The following is a 13,109-nucleotide window of genomic DNA, read 5'->3' on the forward strand; positions in this document are numbered from 1 at the left end:
CCGCCCTACTCGCGGCGCCGCTCGTTCTCGTCGCGCTTGGCCTCGGAGGCCGGACGGGCGGCGATCACGGGGTGGGCGCCGGTGAAGCCGTCCCGGGCGGACGCGATCGCCAGGATGCGCGGCTTCGCAACGTGCCAGCCCACGATCAGGGCGGGCACGCCGACCACCGCGACGATCCCCACGGTCCAGGTGCCGGTCGGGAAGTCGACGGCGATGAGGACCACCACGATCACCAGGAACGCCAGGGTGAGCCACGAGGTCACCGGGGCGCCGGGCATCCGGAAGGACGGGCGCTCCAGGCGCCCGTGGGCCGCCCAGCGCTGCAGCTGCATCTGGCAGAGGACGATCATGCCCCAGCCCGTGACGATGCCCAGCGCCGAGACGTTGAGGACGATCTCGAAGGCCTCGGACGGCACGAAGAGGTTCAGCACGATACCGATCAGGGTGATGCTCGCCGTGAGCAGGATGCCTCCGTAGGGGACGCCCTGCTTGTTCATCCGGCCGGTGAAGGCGGGGGCGGAGCCGTTGAGCGCCATGGAGCGGAGGATGCGGCCGGTCGAGTAGAGCCCGGCGTTGATGCTGGAGAGCGCGGCCGTCAGCACGACGAAGTTCATGATCGATCCGGCGATCTCGCCCGAGGAGCCGTCGCCCAGTGAGCTGAAGAACGTGACGAACGGGCTCTCGCCCTTCGAGTAGGCCGTGTAGGGCAGCAGCAGCGTCAGCAGCAGCACGGAGCCGACGTAGAAGACGGCGATGCGCAGGATGACCGAGTTGATCGCGCGCGGGATGACCTTCGCCGGCTCCGCGGTCTCGCCCGCCGCCGTGCCGACCAGCTCGACTCCGGAGTAGGCGAACACCACGCCCTGGACGACCAGGACGCTGGCGATCAGGCCGCCGGGCAGGATGCCGCCGTTGTCGTTCCAGAGGCTGATCCCGGGGTCCACGGCGACGCCGCCGGACTGCAGCGGCCAGCCCGCGGCGAGCACGACGACGCCGATCACCAGGAAGACCACCAGCGCCGTGACCTTGATCAGCGCGAACCAGAACTCCAGCTCCCCGAAGACCTTGACCGAGACGAGGTTCAGCGAGAGCACGACGACCAGGGCGATGAGTGCGAGGAGCCACTGGGGCACGGAGGAGAAGAGCGACCAGTACTTCACGTACAGGGCCACCGCGGTGACGTCGGCGATCGCGGTCATCGCCCAGTTCAGGAAGTACATCCATCCGGCGACGAAGGCGGCCTTCTCGCCCAGGAACTCGCGGGCGTAGGAGATGAAGGAGCCCGAGCTCGGCCGGTGCAGGACCAGCTCGCCGAGCGCGCGGAGGATCAGGTAGGCGAAGACGCCGCAGACCGCGTACACGACGACGAGCGAGGGACCGGCGGTGGCGAGTCGCCCGCCCGCGCCGAGGAAGAGGCCGGTGCCGATCGCGCCGCCGATGGCGATCATCTGCAGCTGCCGGGGCTTGAGCCCGGGACGGTAGCCCTCCTGCTCCCTCGAGAAGTCGGGCTGCGCGGGCCCGCGGTCGTCGTCGCTCTGCGTCACGGGGGCTCCCTCGTCACCGGATCGCGCCGGGCGGCTGCTCCGGCACGCCCGTCAGGGTAAAGGCGCTCTGCTCGGAGGAGGCGGGTGGCGCGGTCCGCGGCATGCGGATCCTCTCAGGATCGGGGCGCCTACCCTGGGGGCATGAGCGGTCCGGACCTCGCACGGCAGTTCTCGCTCGACGGCGTCCGGATCCCGTCGCCGGCGAGGCGCCTGAACGGCGGCACCGATCCGGCGCTCGTCTGGCGCAACGAGCTCGACGGGCTGACCTTCCGCGTGGACGCCGGGTACCTGAAGTGGAATCCCCGGTCCACGGGCGTCGACCTCCGTCGCGAGATCGCGCGTCTGCGCTGGCTGGAGGGGCGGATCGTCGCGCCCCGGATCCTGGAGGCGGGCGAGGACGAGGAGGGGCAGTGGCTCCTCACCGCACCGCTGCCCGGGCGGAGCGCCGTCGACCCGGAGTGGACAGCCCGGCCGGAGGAGGCCGTCCGCGCGATCGCGGCCGGCCTGCGGGCGGTCCACGCGCTCCCCGTCGACGCGGTGCCCGAAGAGCTGCGCGGCGACTCCTGGTTCGCGCGCCGGCCGTCGGCGCTCGGCGCGGCTCCGGAGCTCGTGGACCCCGTCGTGGTGCACGGCGACGCGTGCGCTCCGAACACGCTCGTCGACGACGACGGACGCTGGAGCGGCACGGTCGACGTCGGCGACCTGGGCGTGGGTGACCGCTGGGCGGATCTGGCGGTCGCCGCGGTCAGCCTCGGCTGGAACTACGGCTCCGGCCACACCCCGCTGCTCCTCGCGGAGTACGGAGCGGATCCGGACGACGAGCGCGCGGCCTACTACCGCGCGCTCTGGTCGTCCGAGTCCTGAGTCACTTCTTCTTCGCGGCCTCGTCGTCCTGGGCCGCGCCCTTGTCGCTGCGGTTCTCGCTCGCCAGGCGCAGCCAGCGTCCGTCGCGGACGTCCTTCTCGTGCACGGCCGCCTTCTTGTCGCTCGCGGCGGTGTCGCGCGGGGGGAGCTGGATGGTCTCCTCCGCCTCGATGCCCGCCTGCAGCTCGCGTCCGCGCTCGAGCTCGGCGTCGAACTCCGCGCCGAAGAGCAGGGCGATGTTGGTGATCCAGATCCAGAGGAGGAAGACGATCACGGCGCCGAGCGAGCCGTAGGTCTTGTTGTAGTTGGAGAAGTTGGCCACGTAGAACGCGAAGCCGGTCGAGGCGATCAGCCAGATCGCCAGGGCGACGATCGATCCGATGCTGATCCAGCGGAACTTCGGCTGGCGGATGTTGGGCGCCCAGTAGTACAGGATCGCGACGATCACGATCGCGATGACCACGAGCACCGGCCATTTCGCGATGTTCCACACGGTGAGGGCGGCGGGCCCGAGGCCCACGACGTCGCCGACGGCGGTCGCGACCGGTCCGCTGAGCACCAGGATGAGCGCCGCGATCACGATCAGGACGACCGTCACCACGGTCACGCCGAGCATCGTCGGGCGGAGCTTCCAGAAGGGGCGCCCCTCGTCGATCTGGTAGACGCGGTTCATCGCGCGGCCGAAGGCGCCGACGTAGCCGGAGGCGGACCAGATCGCTCCGACGACACCGGTCACGAAGGCGAGACCCGCGGCGGAGGAGCTGGTCAGCGCCTGGATCGGGTCGCGCAGCAGGTCGACGACCTCGCTCGACGCGAGGTTCCCGATCAGGTCGAGCACCAGATCGGTGGTGGCCTGCGCCTGGCCGAAGAGCCCCAGCACCGACACGATCGCGAGCAGGGCGGGGAAGAGCGCGAGCACGGCGTAGTAGGTGAGCGCGGCGGCGAGGTCGGTGCACTGGTCCGCGCCGAACTCGCGAGCCGTCTTCTTGAGGACGTAGAACCAGGAGCGCCTGGTGATGTCGGTGACGTCGTCGGGCTTCCGGGAATCGTCGGGATCGGGCGCTGTCTTCTCGCGGGTCGTGCTCTGCTCGGCCATGCGGACACGCTACGGGGCCGACAGTCGTCGGACGGCCCCCTTGACGGCGCGGCCGGTCGTGTCGCGGGTCAGGCCCGGCGCTGGCGCGCAGCGGCGAGGGTGCCGAAGAGGAGGAAGGAGCAGGTCGCGGCGAGGACGGTCAGCAGGGGAGCCTCCCAGCCGCCGCTCGCGTCGTGCGCGAAGCCGATGACGGTCGGGGCGGTGGCGGCCACGGCGTAGCCGATCCCCTGCACCGTGGCCGAGAGCCGCGACGCGTGGGCGTCGGAGCGGGAGAGCCGCACGACGAGCACGAAGACCACCGTGAATCCTCCGCCCTGGGCCGCGCCGCCCAGCACGCACCAGAGCGCCCAGAGCTGCGGCGCGAGCAGCAGCCCCGCCGGCACCGTGCACCAGAGGAGGCCGACGAGCACGATGCCCCCCAGCGGTCCGAGCCTCCGGACCAGGAGCGGGACGCCGAGGGCGCCGGCGACCGCGGCGAGCTGGAACACCGAGGCGCTCGCGCCCGCGGTCGCGATCGAGAAGCCGTTGCGGTCGACGAGCAGCGAGGGGAGCCACGCCGTCACTCCGTAGTACGAGAACGCCTGGCTCGAGAAGCAGAGCGCGAGCGCCAGCACGGTCGCGCTGCGGAAGATCCGCGGAGCCGGTGCGGCCGGTGCGCGGTCGGCGCGGGCCGGGCGGGGAGTCGGACGCAGGGCCGCCCGAGGCCCCACGGCCACGAGCCAGCCGGCCAGAGCGAGGGCGTTGAGGGCGAGCCAGACGAGCAGGGCGCCGCGCCAGCCGAGCGCCAGAGCGAGCGGAGCGGTGCCGAGCGAGGTGATCGTCGAGCCGACGTTGAGGGCCGCGGTGTAGACGCCCGTCGTGAGGTCGACGCGCTCGGGAGCGACGTCCCGCCGGATCACGACGGGGAGGACGACGTTGCCGATCGTGATGGAGACGCCGATCAGGATGGTGCCCGCCACGGCCGGTCCCACGTCGCCGATCGATCGGACGATCGTGCCGAGCGCGACGCCGATCACCGTGACGGTCACGGCGGCGTCGGGTCCCGCGCGGCGGATCACCAGGAGGGCGAGCGGAGTCGCCAGGGCGAAGCAGAGCACGGGGATGCTGGTGAGGATCCCCGCCTGGCCCGCGGACAGCGCGAGGTCCTCGCGCACCGCGTCGATGATGGGCGCGACGGCGACGATCGGACCGCGCAGAACCAGCGCGACCAGGGCGACCGCCACGACGAGGAGCCAGGGAGCGCTCCGGCGCGCGGTCATCGGGGCGTCGAGGGCCGCGGCACCCCGGTCAGCCGGCCAGGCCGGGGACCCCGGCCGAGAGGTTGCCGACGATGGTGAAGACGCCCGACACCAGACCGAGGATCCCGGTGACGAGTCCGGCCGTCGCGAGCCCGCGACCGCCTCCGACGAGCGGTGCGGCCGCCCGGCCCTTCGCCGAGAAGACGATGGCGAGGATCGAGGGGATCAGCAGCGGATTGATCAGCAGGCTCAGGACGCCGAGCACGAGGCTCGCGATCGCCATGGGGTTGCGGCCCGCCGCGGAGGACGGGGCGGACGGATAGGCGTACAGCTCCTGCTCCGGAGCGCCCGGGGGCGTGCCGTAGGCGGGAGCGGGCGCCGAGGAGGACGGACGGGACCGGTCCGTCCACGCCGCGCCGTCCCAGTAGAGCTCCGAGCCGAGGTCGGCCGGGTGCGGGTACCACCCGGGCGCGGGCAGCGGAGCGGAGTCGTCGGGCATGGGGCGAGTCTAGAGCGGCGCCGATCAGCTCTTCGGCTGCTCGATGCCGAGCGCGTTCCCGTCGGGATCGAGGATCCAGGCCGCCCAGACGCTGCCGCGGTCGGCCACGCCGTTCTCGGTGCGCAGCTCGTCGCTGTCGTAGTCCTCCGGAGCCACGCCCCGAGCCGCCAGCGCGTCCAGCTCGGCGCGCAGGTCGGCCACCCGCCAGGCGGCCTTGGTCTGCTCGTCCTTCGAGCCCGTGGTGCTGGCGGTGACGGTGAGCCGCGTGCCGCCGCAGGAGTAGGCGATCGCCGACTCGCTCTCCTCGAGGACCTCCAGTCCCAGGGAGCCGGCGTAGAAGGCGCGGGAGGCGGCGAGGTCGCGGGAGAGCAGAACGGGGCCGATGGGGGAGTCTGAGAGCACGGTGAGTCCTTTCGTCGGTGGGCCTCCAGTCGACGCCCGCTGCGGCCCGGCGCGGAAGGGGTTGCCACCGGGCCGGCCGGAGGGGGCGGGCGCGGCAGAATGGCCTCGGCCGTGCCCGTCGCGCGGCCGGGAGGAGCCCTCATGAGCTGGACCATCGACGAGGTGGCGTGGACCCACCCGGACGCCGAGCGTCTGCGCGACGCGCAGCGGTGCGAGCTCGACGAGCGCTACGGCAACGACGACCACGAGCCCGGCACGCCGCCCTCGGCCGACGACGTGCCCGTCTTCCTCGTCGCCCGCGACGCGAGCGGCACGGCGGTGGCCTGCGGCGGACTGCGGCCTCTCGACGACGACGTCCTCGGACCGGGGGCGATCGAGGTGAAGCGGATGTTCGCCGACCGCGCCGCCCGCGGCACCGGAGCGGCCACGGCCGTCCTGCGCGCGCTCGAGGCGCGGGCGGCCGCTCTGGGCACGACGCGCCTGGTGCTGGAGACCGGGACGCTCCAGCCCGACGCGATGCGGTTCTACCTCCGGGAGGGCTACCACGCCATCCCGCCGTTCGGCGCCTACATCGGGTCCGATCACTCGGTCTGCTACGCCCGCGATCTCGCTCCCGGCGCCTGAGCGTCAGCGGCGCAGAGTCTCCACCGGGTACTCGCCGAAGCGGCGGTGGTACGCCCCCGAGAAGCGGCCCTGGTTGAGGAAGCCCCAGCGCGCGGAGACGGCGCGCACGGTCTCCTCGCCCGGAGCGCCCTCGCGCAGCTCGACGCGCGCCCGGTCGAGACGCACGCCGCGCAGGTAGCCGAGCGGAGTGTCGCCGAAGTGCCTCCGGAACGCGGCCTGCAGCGCCCGCGGAGTGAGCCCCGCCGCTGTCGCGATGTCGGACACGGTGACGGGCGACGCGGCGAACGCGTGCAGGAACTCGGCGGCACGCAGCAGGTGCTCGAGCCCCGGCCGCAGCACCTGCGCCGGAACGACGACCGGCCGGTGCGCGAAGGTCGCGAGCAGGTGCAGAGCGACGCCGCGCTCGGCCGCCATGAGCTGCAGCGCTGTCGCCTCGCGGCCCGACCGGAGGACGCCCGCGAAGTCGTCGACCGCCCGCCACCAGCCCGGGAGTGCCGACGCGGAGGCGATCGAGCGGTGGTCGAAGACGAGCGGCAGCGGCACGCCGTCGCCGGCCTCGGACGCGACCTGCTCGAGGAGGCCGGCGGCCACGTGCACGAGCCGCTGCTGGAAGTCGCGGCTGACGAACTCGAACGGACGCGCGCTGGGGAACACGACCGGCCGCCCCGGCAGATGGACGATCCGATCGCCCTCCGGGTCCACCACGCTCGTGCCGGAGAGGAACCACGAGACGACGTACTCGCCCGCCGGACGCAGCCCCCCGGACACGGAGCCCCGGAACACAGACGTCCGCAGGCTCACGCCCTCGCTCCCGGAGACGTCGTAGCGGAAGGAGAAGGGCCGCTCGACCGGTTCCGTCCGGAATCCCGACCCGCCGTAGCCGTCCGAGTAGAAGCGCCGCGCCTCCTCCAGGTCGGCCCCGGAGCGCGTGAAGCGCTGCAGCGCAGGACCGGCACCCATCGGACCAGGATGCCACCTGGACGGATTGCGCACCGGTCGCCCCCGCGCCCCTCTCCGGGGCACGTCCTGTCGGCAGGGTGACGGGGTCGGACGACACGGACGGAGACACATGGAGATCAGCGCACGCAGACTCGCGGCACGCGACGCGGTGGCCGTCGTCGCCGTGCTCGCCGCGCTCGAGGGGGCGCTCGCCGTGGACTCCCTGCCGCCCGGCCTGGAGGAGGTCCTCCTGCACCAGCTCGAGCGCAGCTCGCTCGTGCTCCCCGGCGCCGACCGGGACGAGCTCGCCTCCGCTCTGCGCGCGCTCGACGCCCGCGTGCGCGACGCGCTCGGGTAGAGGCCGCCGCCGACTACAGTCGAGGGGTCAACCGAGCCCGAGGAGTGCCCGCACGTGTCGAACGAACCGTCGAATCCCGCAGAGAACGAGTCCCACTCGGTCGTCACCGAGGCGGGCACGGGATTCACGCACTTCACCGACCGGGCCGTGGTCGCGATCCGCGTCAACGGGGAGCTCAAGGACCTCGCCGCCGACGTCGTGCCGGGCGACCGCATCGAGCCGGTGCTCATCTCCTCGCCGGACGGGCTGAACATCCTCCGCCACTCCGCGGCCCACGTGCTTGCACAGGCGGTGCAGCAGATCAACCCGGAGGCGAAGCTGGGCATCGGCCCGCCCGTCACCGACGGCTTCTACTACGACTTCGACGTCGAGGAGCCCTTCACGCCCGAGGCGATGAAGGCGCTCGAGAAGGCGATGGACCGCATCGTCCGCCAGGGCCAGCGGTTCGTGCGCCGCGTCGTCTCCGAGGAGGAGGCGCGCGCCGAGCTCGCCGGCGAGCCCTACAAGCTCGAGCTGATCGGGATCAAGGGCGGGGGAGCCGAGCACGAGAGCGTCGAGGTCGGCGGCGCCGAGCTCACCATCTACGACAACGTCGACCCGCGTTCCGGCGAGACGGTCTGGAAGGACCTCTGCCGCGGCCCGCACCTGCCCAACACCCGCATGATCGGCAACGGCTACGCCCTGACCCGCAACGCTGCCGCCTACTGGCGCGGCTCGGAGAAGAACCCGCAGCTGCAGCGCGTCTACGGCACCGCGTGGCCCACGAAGGACGAGCTGCGCGAGCACCAGGCCCGCCTCGAGGAGGCGGCGCGCCGCGACCACCGCAAGCTCGGCCACGAGCTCGACCTGTTCTCCTTCCCGGACGAGATCGGCTCCGGCCTCGCGGTCTTCCACCCCAAGGGCGGGATCATCCGCTACGAGATCGAGCAGTACATGCGCGAGCAGCTGCTCGCCCACGACTACGAGCTCGTCTACACGCCGCACATCACCAAGGGCGACCTGTTCCTCACGAGCGGGCACCTGCAGTGGTACTCCGAGGGGATGTTCCCCCCGATGCACCTCGACGAGCTGCAGGACGAGGACGGCAACGTCACCCGCCAGGGCCAGGACTACTACCTCAAGCCCATGAACTGCCCGTTCCACAACCTGATCTTCCGCTCGCGCGGCCGCAGCTACCGCGAGCTCCCGCTGCGCCTGGCCGAGTTCGGCACCGTGTACCGCTACGAGAAGAGCGGCACCCTGCAGGGCCTCACCCGCGTGCGCGGCCTGACCCAGGACGACGCCCACATCTACGTCGCGCAGGAGGACGTGTCGGCCGAGCTGACCCGCAACCTCGAGTTCGTGCTGCAGGTGCTGCGCGACTACGGCCTCGACGACTTCTACCTCGAGCTGTCCACGAACGAGGAGGGCAACCCGAAGTTCGTCGGTGCGCCCGAGCAGTGGGAGGAGGCGATCGAGTCGCTGCGCGCGGTCGCCGTCGCCTCCGGTCTCGAGCTGGTGCCGGATCCGGGAGGAGCGGCGTTCTACGGTCCGAAGATCTCGGTGCAGGCGCGCGACGCCATCGGCCGCACCTGGCAGATGTCGACCATCCAGCTCGACTTCAACCAGCCCGAGCGCTTCGAGCTCGAGTACACGGCCTCGGACGGCTCGAAGAAGCGGCCCGTGATGATCCACCGCGCGCTCTTCGGCTCCATCGAGCGCTTCTTCGCGATCCTCACCGAGCACTACGCCGGGGCGTTCCCGGTCTGGCTGTCGCCGGTCCAGGTCGTGGGCATCCCGATCGCCGACGAGTACCTGCCCTACCTCGAGGAGGTCGTCGGCGAGCTCAAGCGGTCGGGCATCCGCGCCGAGATCGACTACTCCAGCGACCGGATGCAGAAGAAGATCCGCAACGCCACGCTGCAGAAGGTGCCCTTCCAGATGATCGTGGGGGAGAAGGACCGCGACGCCGGAGCCGTCAGCTTCCGCTTCCGCGACGGCACGCAGGAGAACGGGATCCCGGTCGCCGACGCCGTCGCGCGCATCCGCGAGGCCGTCGCCTCGAAGGCGCAGGTCTGAGCGTGAGCGACGGCTGCGTGCCCGAGGGGGCGGAGGGCTCGGCGCACCTCGCCGGGGTTCCCGACGAGTTCCAGCGCCTGTGGACGCCGCACCGGATGGTCTACATCCAGAAGGGGCAGCCCGGAGCCGACGACTGCCCCTTCTGCGTGGCGCCGACGCTGAGCGACGAGGAGGCCCTCATCGTCGCCCGCGGGGAGCACGCCTACGTCCTGCTGAACCTGTTCCCGTACAACTCCGGCCACCTCCTGGTCTGCCCGTACCGGCACATCCCGCTCTACGACGAGGCCACTCCCGAGGAAGTGGCCGAGATCGGAGCGCTCACGCAGACGGCGATGCGCGTCGTCCGCTCGGTCTCGAACAACGACGGCTTCAACCTCGGGATGAACCAGGGCGCGGTCGCGGGAGCGGGGATCGCCGCGCACCTGCACCAGCACGTGGTTCCGCGCTGGGCGACCGACGCGAACTTCTTCCCGATCATCGCCCGCACCAAGGCGCTCCCGCAGCTGCTCGGCGACGTGCGGGCGAGCCTCGCGGCGGCCTGGCCGAGCCTCTAGACCGCCGCCCGGCCCCCTGTCCAGCGCCGCGGACGGCGGGCGCCGTCTCGTAGACTCGGAGCTGCCGTCGGCGGAAGTCGCCGCACAGAACAGGACTCGCGAACATGACCGACACCACCACTCCGTCCTCGTACGCTCCCGAGCAGTTCGGCTCGAGCCGCGTCAAGCGCGGTCTCGCCGAGATGCTCAAGGGCGGCGTCATCATGGACGTCGTCGACGCCGATCAGGCCCGCATCGCGGAGGACGCCGGCGCGGTCGCCGTCATGGCGCTCGAGCGCGTCCCCGCCGACATCCGCTCGCAGGGCGGCGTCGCACGCATGAGCGACCCCGACCTGATCGACGGCATCGTCTCCGCCGTGTCGATCCCCGTCATGGCGAAGGCGCGCATCGGCCACTTCGTCGAGGCGCAGATCCTGCAGGAGCTCGGCGTCGACTACATCGACGAGTCCGAGGTCCTCTCGCCCGCCGACTACGTGAACCACATCGACAAGTGGAACTTCACCGTCCCCTTCGTCTGCGGAGCGACCAACCTGGGCGAGGCGCTGCGCCGCATCACCGAGGGCGCAGCGATGATCCGCTCGAAGGGCGAGGCCGGCACCGGCGACGTCTCCGAGGCGACCAAGCACATCCGCACGATCTCCGGCGAGGTCAACCGCCTGAAGGCGATGACCAAGGATGAGCTCTACGTCGCCGCGAAGGAGCTGCAGGCCCCCTACGACCTGGTCGTAGAGATCGCCCGGACCGGCAAGCTCCCCGTCGTTCTCTTCACCGCCGGCGGGGTCGCGACCCCGGCCGACGCGGCGCTGATGATGCAGCTGGGCGCCGACGGCGTGTTCGTCGGCTCCGGCGTCTTCAAGTCGGGCGAGCCCGCCAAGCGCGCGGCCGCGATCGTGAAGGCGACCACCTTCTTCGACGACGCGAAGGTCGTCGCGGAGGCCTCGCGCGGCCTGGGCGAGGCGATGGTCGGCATCAACGTGGCCGACGTGCCCGCGCCGCACCGCCTCGCCGAGCGTGGCTGGTAGCGCCGACGCGCCGCTCGCCGGCGCAGGATCGACGCGGGAGTCCCTCGAGGGGCTCCGCGTCGGGGTCCTCGCGCTGCAGGGCGACTTCCGCGAGCACGCGCACGTCCTGCGCGAGCTGGGCGCCGAGGTGGTGCTGGTGCGACGCCCGGAGGAGCTCGCCACCGTCGCGGGGCTGGTCATCCCGGGCGGCGAGTCCACGGTGATGGACAAGCTGTCGCGCCTCTTCGGCCTCGCGGAGCCGGTCGTCGAGGCGATCAGTGCGGGGATGCCCGTCTACGGGACCTGCGCCGGGCTGATCATGCTCGCCGACCGGGTCCTCGACCGCATCGACGGCCAGAGCAGCTTCGGCGGCCTGGACGTGTCGGTCCGGAGGAACGCGTTCGGCAACCAGCTCGACTCCTTCGAGACCGATCTCGACGTGCCGGCCATCGGCGATCCGCCGGTGCACGCGGTCTTCATCCGCGCACCGGTCGTGGAGGAGCTGGGCGAGCGGGCGACCGCGCTCGCCAGTGTCGCCGACGGGCGGGTGGTCGCGGTCGAGCAGGGCAACCTCCTCGGGACGGCGTTCCATCCCGAGATCACCGGCGACTACCGGTTCCACGAGCTGTTCCTGCGGAAGGTCGCGGCGACGCGCTTCGGCGACTGACCCGCTGCCGTCCCCTCCGCCAGGGGTGGACGGTGCGGGACACGCGGGCCAGGGTGGTCGCATGCCCGAACTCCCCGAGGTCCAGGCCCTCGCCCTCGATCTCGACGCGCGCCTGGGCGGACGCGTCCTCGAGCGGCTCGACGTGTTCGCGATCTCCGCCCTCAAGACCGTCGCCATCCCGCCGTCGGCTCTGTCCGGCGAGACCGTCCACGGAGTATCGCGGCACGGCAAGTTCCTCGACCTCGCAGTCGGCGAGGCCCACGTCCTCCTGCACCTCGCCCGCGCCGGCTGGGTCCGCTGGCGGCCCGAGCGGCCGACGGCTCCGGCGAAGCCCGGCCGGGGCCCGCTCGCCGCTCGGCTGGTCCTCGACGACGGGTCGGGGTTCGACGTGACGGAGGCCGGCACCAAGAAGAGCCTCGCGCTCTCGATCGTCGCCGATCCGCTCGACGTCCCGGGCGTCGCCCGGCTGGGTCCCGATCCGCTGGACCAGGAGTTCACCGAGGAGATCCTCGGCGCGATCCTCGCCACGGCGGGCCGGGCGCAGGTGAAGGGCGTCCTCCGCGACCAGTCCCGCGTCGCCGGCATCGGCAACGCCTACTCCGACGAGATCCTCCACGTGGCGCGCATGTCGCCCTTCAAGCCCGCCGCGCTCACCGCCGACGAGCTGGACCGCCTCTACGCGGCCCTCCGCTACACACTCGAGGAGGCGCTCGCTCGCGCCGAGGGCCTGCACGCGGCCGACCTCAAGCGCGAGAAGAAGCTCGGCATGCGCGTCCACGGCCGCACAGGAGAGGCGTGCCCCGTCTGCGGCGACACGATCCGCCAGGTGGTCTTCCACGACTCCACGCTCCAGTACTGCCCCACCTGCCAGACCGACGGCAGGATCCTCGCCGACCGGCTGCTGTCGCGGCTGATCAGATAGCGAGCCGGTCCCTGCCCGGCTCGCCGCGGTCGGCTTCCGGAGATGGCGGGGCGGGTGGAGCGGGTCGCGTTCGCCTACAGCGATCCGCTGGCACGCGGATCACTGGTTCGGCTGTGCTTGTGGCGAGCCGGTCCGCGCCCGGCTCGCCGCGGTCGGCTTCCGGAGATGGCGGGACGGGTGGAGCGGGTCGCGTTCGCCTACAGCGATCCGCTGGCACGCGGATCACTGGTTCGGCTGTGCTTGTGGCGAGCCGGTCCGCGCCCGGCTCGCCACAAGCACAGCCGAACCAGTGATCCGCGTGCCAGCGGATCGGTGGTTCGGCTGTGCTTGTGGCGAGCCGGGC

At 72.1% G+C, this 13,109-nt stretch carries 14 protein-coding genes; 8 read left to right on the forward strand and 6 right to left on the reverse strand.

The window, feature by feature from the left end; all coding sequences use genetic code 11:
• Positions 1–5: 5 nt before the first annotated feature.
• Positions 6–1,544, reverse strand: coding sequence for an amino acid permease (locus C5C44_RS14560; RefSeq protein ID WP_258066762.1), 1,539 nt, complete (start codon positions 1,542–1,544; stop codon positions 6–8).
• A gap of 141 nt (positions 1,545–1,685) precedes the next feature.
• On the opposite strand from C5C44_RS14560, the gene C5C44_RS14565 reads away from it, so the two are divergent.
• Positions 1,686–2,408 (forward strand): aminoglycoside 3'-phosphotransferase, encoded by a 723-nt coding sequence (locus tag C5C44_RS14565; protein WP_104336096.1) that lies wholly within the window; start codon positions 1,686–1,688, stop codon positions 2,406–2,408.
• Position 2,409: 1 nt separating this feature from the next.
• On the opposite strand, the gene C5C44_RS14570 is transcribed toward C5C44_RS14565, so the two are convergent.
• The 4 genes from C5C44_RS14570 to C5C44_RS17125 all read right to left on the reverse strand — a co-directional run bounded on the left by C5C44_RS14570 (position 2,410) and on the right by C5C44_RS17125 (position 5,643).
• Positions 2,410–3,504, reverse strand: coding sequence for a YihY/virulence factor BrkB family protein (locus tag C5C44_RS14570; protein ID WP_104251079.1), 1,095 nt, complete (start codon positions 3,502–3,504; stop codon positions 2,410–2,412).
• Between the two features lie 68 nt (positions 3,505–3,572).
• Positions 3,573–4,763, reverse strand: coding sequence for a CynX/NimT family MFS transporter (locus C5C44_RS14575; protein ID WP_104296177.1), 1,191 nt, complete (start codon positions 4,761–4,763; stop codon positions 3,573–3,575).
• Positions 4,764–4,791: 28 nt separating this feature from the next.
• The gene (locus C5C44_RS14580; protein ID WP_104251081.1) at positions 4,792–5,241 is read right to left on the reverse strand and encodes a DUF2510 domain-containing protein; all 450 of its coding nucleotides are present in this window, start codon (positions 5,239–5,241) and stop codon (positions 4,792–4,794) included.
• Between the two features lie 24 nt (positions 5,242–5,265).
• Positions 5,266–5,643 (reverse strand): VOC family protein, encoded by a 378-nt coding sequence (locus tag C5C44_RS17125; RefSeq protein WP_104256165.1) that lies wholly within the window; start codon positions 5,641–5,643, stop codon positions 5,266–5,268.
• A 141-nt stretch (positions 5,644–5,784) separates the two neighbouring features.
• On the opposite strand from C5C44_RS17125, the gene C5C44_RS14590 reads away from it, so the two are divergent.
• The gene (locus C5C44_RS14590) at positions 5,785–6,267 is read left to right on the forward strand and encodes a GNAT family N-acetyltransferase (protein ID WP_104336100.1); all 483 of its coding nucleotides are present in this window, start codon (positions 5,785–5,787) and stop codon (positions 6,265–6,267) included.
• Between the two features lie 3 nt (positions 6,268–6,270).
• Here the strand turns inward: C5C44_RS14590 and C5C44_RS17240 are convergent, their stop codons facing one another.
• Positions 6,271–7,227: an AraC family transcriptional regulator gene (locus tag C5C44_RS17240; RefSeq protein ID WP_219827858.1), complete on the reverse strand. Its 957-nt coding sequence runs from the start codon at positions 7,225–7,227 to the stop codon at positions 6,271–6,273.
• Positions 7,228–7,336: 109 nt separating this feature from the next.
• Here C5C44_RS17240 and C5C44_RS14600 point away from each other — a divergent pair, with 109 nt between their 5' ends.
• The 6 genes from C5C44_RS14600 (at position 7,337) to C5C44_RS14625 (ending at position 12,766) form a co-directional block, all read left to right on the forward strand.
• Entirely contained in the window at positions 7,337–7,564 is a 228-nt protein-coding gene (locus C5C44_RS14600; protein ID WP_104261680.1) for a hypothetical protein, read from the forward strand.
• A gap of 147 nt (positions 7,565–7,711) precedes the next feature.
• A complete protein-coding gene (thrS, locus tag C5C44_RS14605; RefSeq protein WP_258066763.1) occupies positions 7,712–9,622 on the forward strand; it encodes a threonine--tRNA ligase in 1,911 nt (636 codons plus the stop codon).
• 2 nt (positions 9,623–9,624) lie between these two features.
• A complete protein-coding gene (locus C5C44_RS14610; protein ID WP_244230646.1) occupies positions 9,625–10,176 on the forward strand; it encodes an HIT domain-containing protein in 552 nt (183 codons plus the stop codon).
• A 104-nt stretch (positions 10,177–10,280) separates the two neighbouring features.
• On the forward strand, positions 10,281–11,198 hold the full coding sequence (gene pdxS / locus C5C44_RS14615; protein WP_104336097.1) for a pyridoxal 5'-phosphate synthase lyase subunit PdxS: 918 nt from the start codon (positions 10,281–10,283) through the stop codon (positions 11,196–11,198).
• Positions 11,199–11,271: 73 nt separating this feature from the next.
• Complete coding sequence (gene pdxT / locus C5C44_RS14620; RefSeq protein ID WP_244229657.1) at positions 11,272–11,844, forward strand: pyridoxal 5'-phosphate synthase glutaminase subunit PdxT; 573 nt, start codon at positions 11,272–11,274, stop codon at positions 11,842–11,844.
• 61 nt (positions 11,845–11,905) lie between these two features.
• Positions 11,906–12,766 carry an Fpg/Nei family DNA glycosylase gene (locus C5C44_RS14625; RefSeq protein WP_104336098.1) on the forward strand — a complete coding sequence of 287 codons (861 nt, stop codon included), beginning with the start codon at positions 11,906–11,908 and terminating at the stop codon, positions 12,764–12,766.
• Positions 12,767–13,109: the final 343 nt, after the last annotated feature.

Source organism: Rathayibacter sp. AY1F6 (assembly GCF_002932035.1).
Classification (GTDB): Bacteria; Actinomycetota; Actinomycetes; order Actinomycetales; family Microbacteriaceae; genus Rathayibacter.

Coding starts and splice junctions, on each gene's coding strand:
- C5C44_RS17240 (WP_219827858.1), bottom strand. CDS start 7,227: ATGGGTGCCGGTCCTGCGCTGCAGCGCTTCACGCGCTCCGGGGCCGAC.
- pdxS (WP_104336097.1), top strand. CDS start 10,281: ATGACCGACACCACCACTCCGTCCTCGTACGCTCCCGAGCAGTTCGGC.
- C5C44_RS14590 (WP_104336100.1), top strand. CDS start 5,785: ATGAGCTGGACCATCGACGAGGTGGCGTGGACCCACCCGGACGCCGAG.
- C5C44_RS14565 (WP_104336096.1), top strand. CDS start 1,686: ATGAGCGGTCCGGACCTCGCACGGCAGTTCTCGCTCGACGGCGTCCGG.
- C5C44_RS14600 (WP_104261680.1), top strand. CDS start 7,337: ATGGAGATCAGCGCACGCAGACTCGCGGCACGCGACGCGGTGGCCGTC.
- C5C44_RS14570 (WP_104251079.1), bottom strand. CDS start 3,504: ATGGCCGAGCAGAGCACGACCCGCGAGAAGACAGCGCCCGATCCCGAC.
- C5C44_RS14575 (WP_104296177.1), bottom strand. CDS start 4,763: ATGACCGCGCGCCGGAGCGCTCCCTGGCTCCTCGTCGTGGCGGTCGCC.
- C5C44_RS14580 (WP_104251081.1), bottom strand. CDS start 5,241: ATGCCCGACGACTCCGCTCCGCTGCCCGCGCCCGGGTGGTACCCGCAC.
- C5C44_RS14625 (WP_104336098.1), top strand. CDS start 11,906: ATGCCCGAACTCCCCGAGGTCCAGGCCCTCGCCCTCGATCTCGACGCG.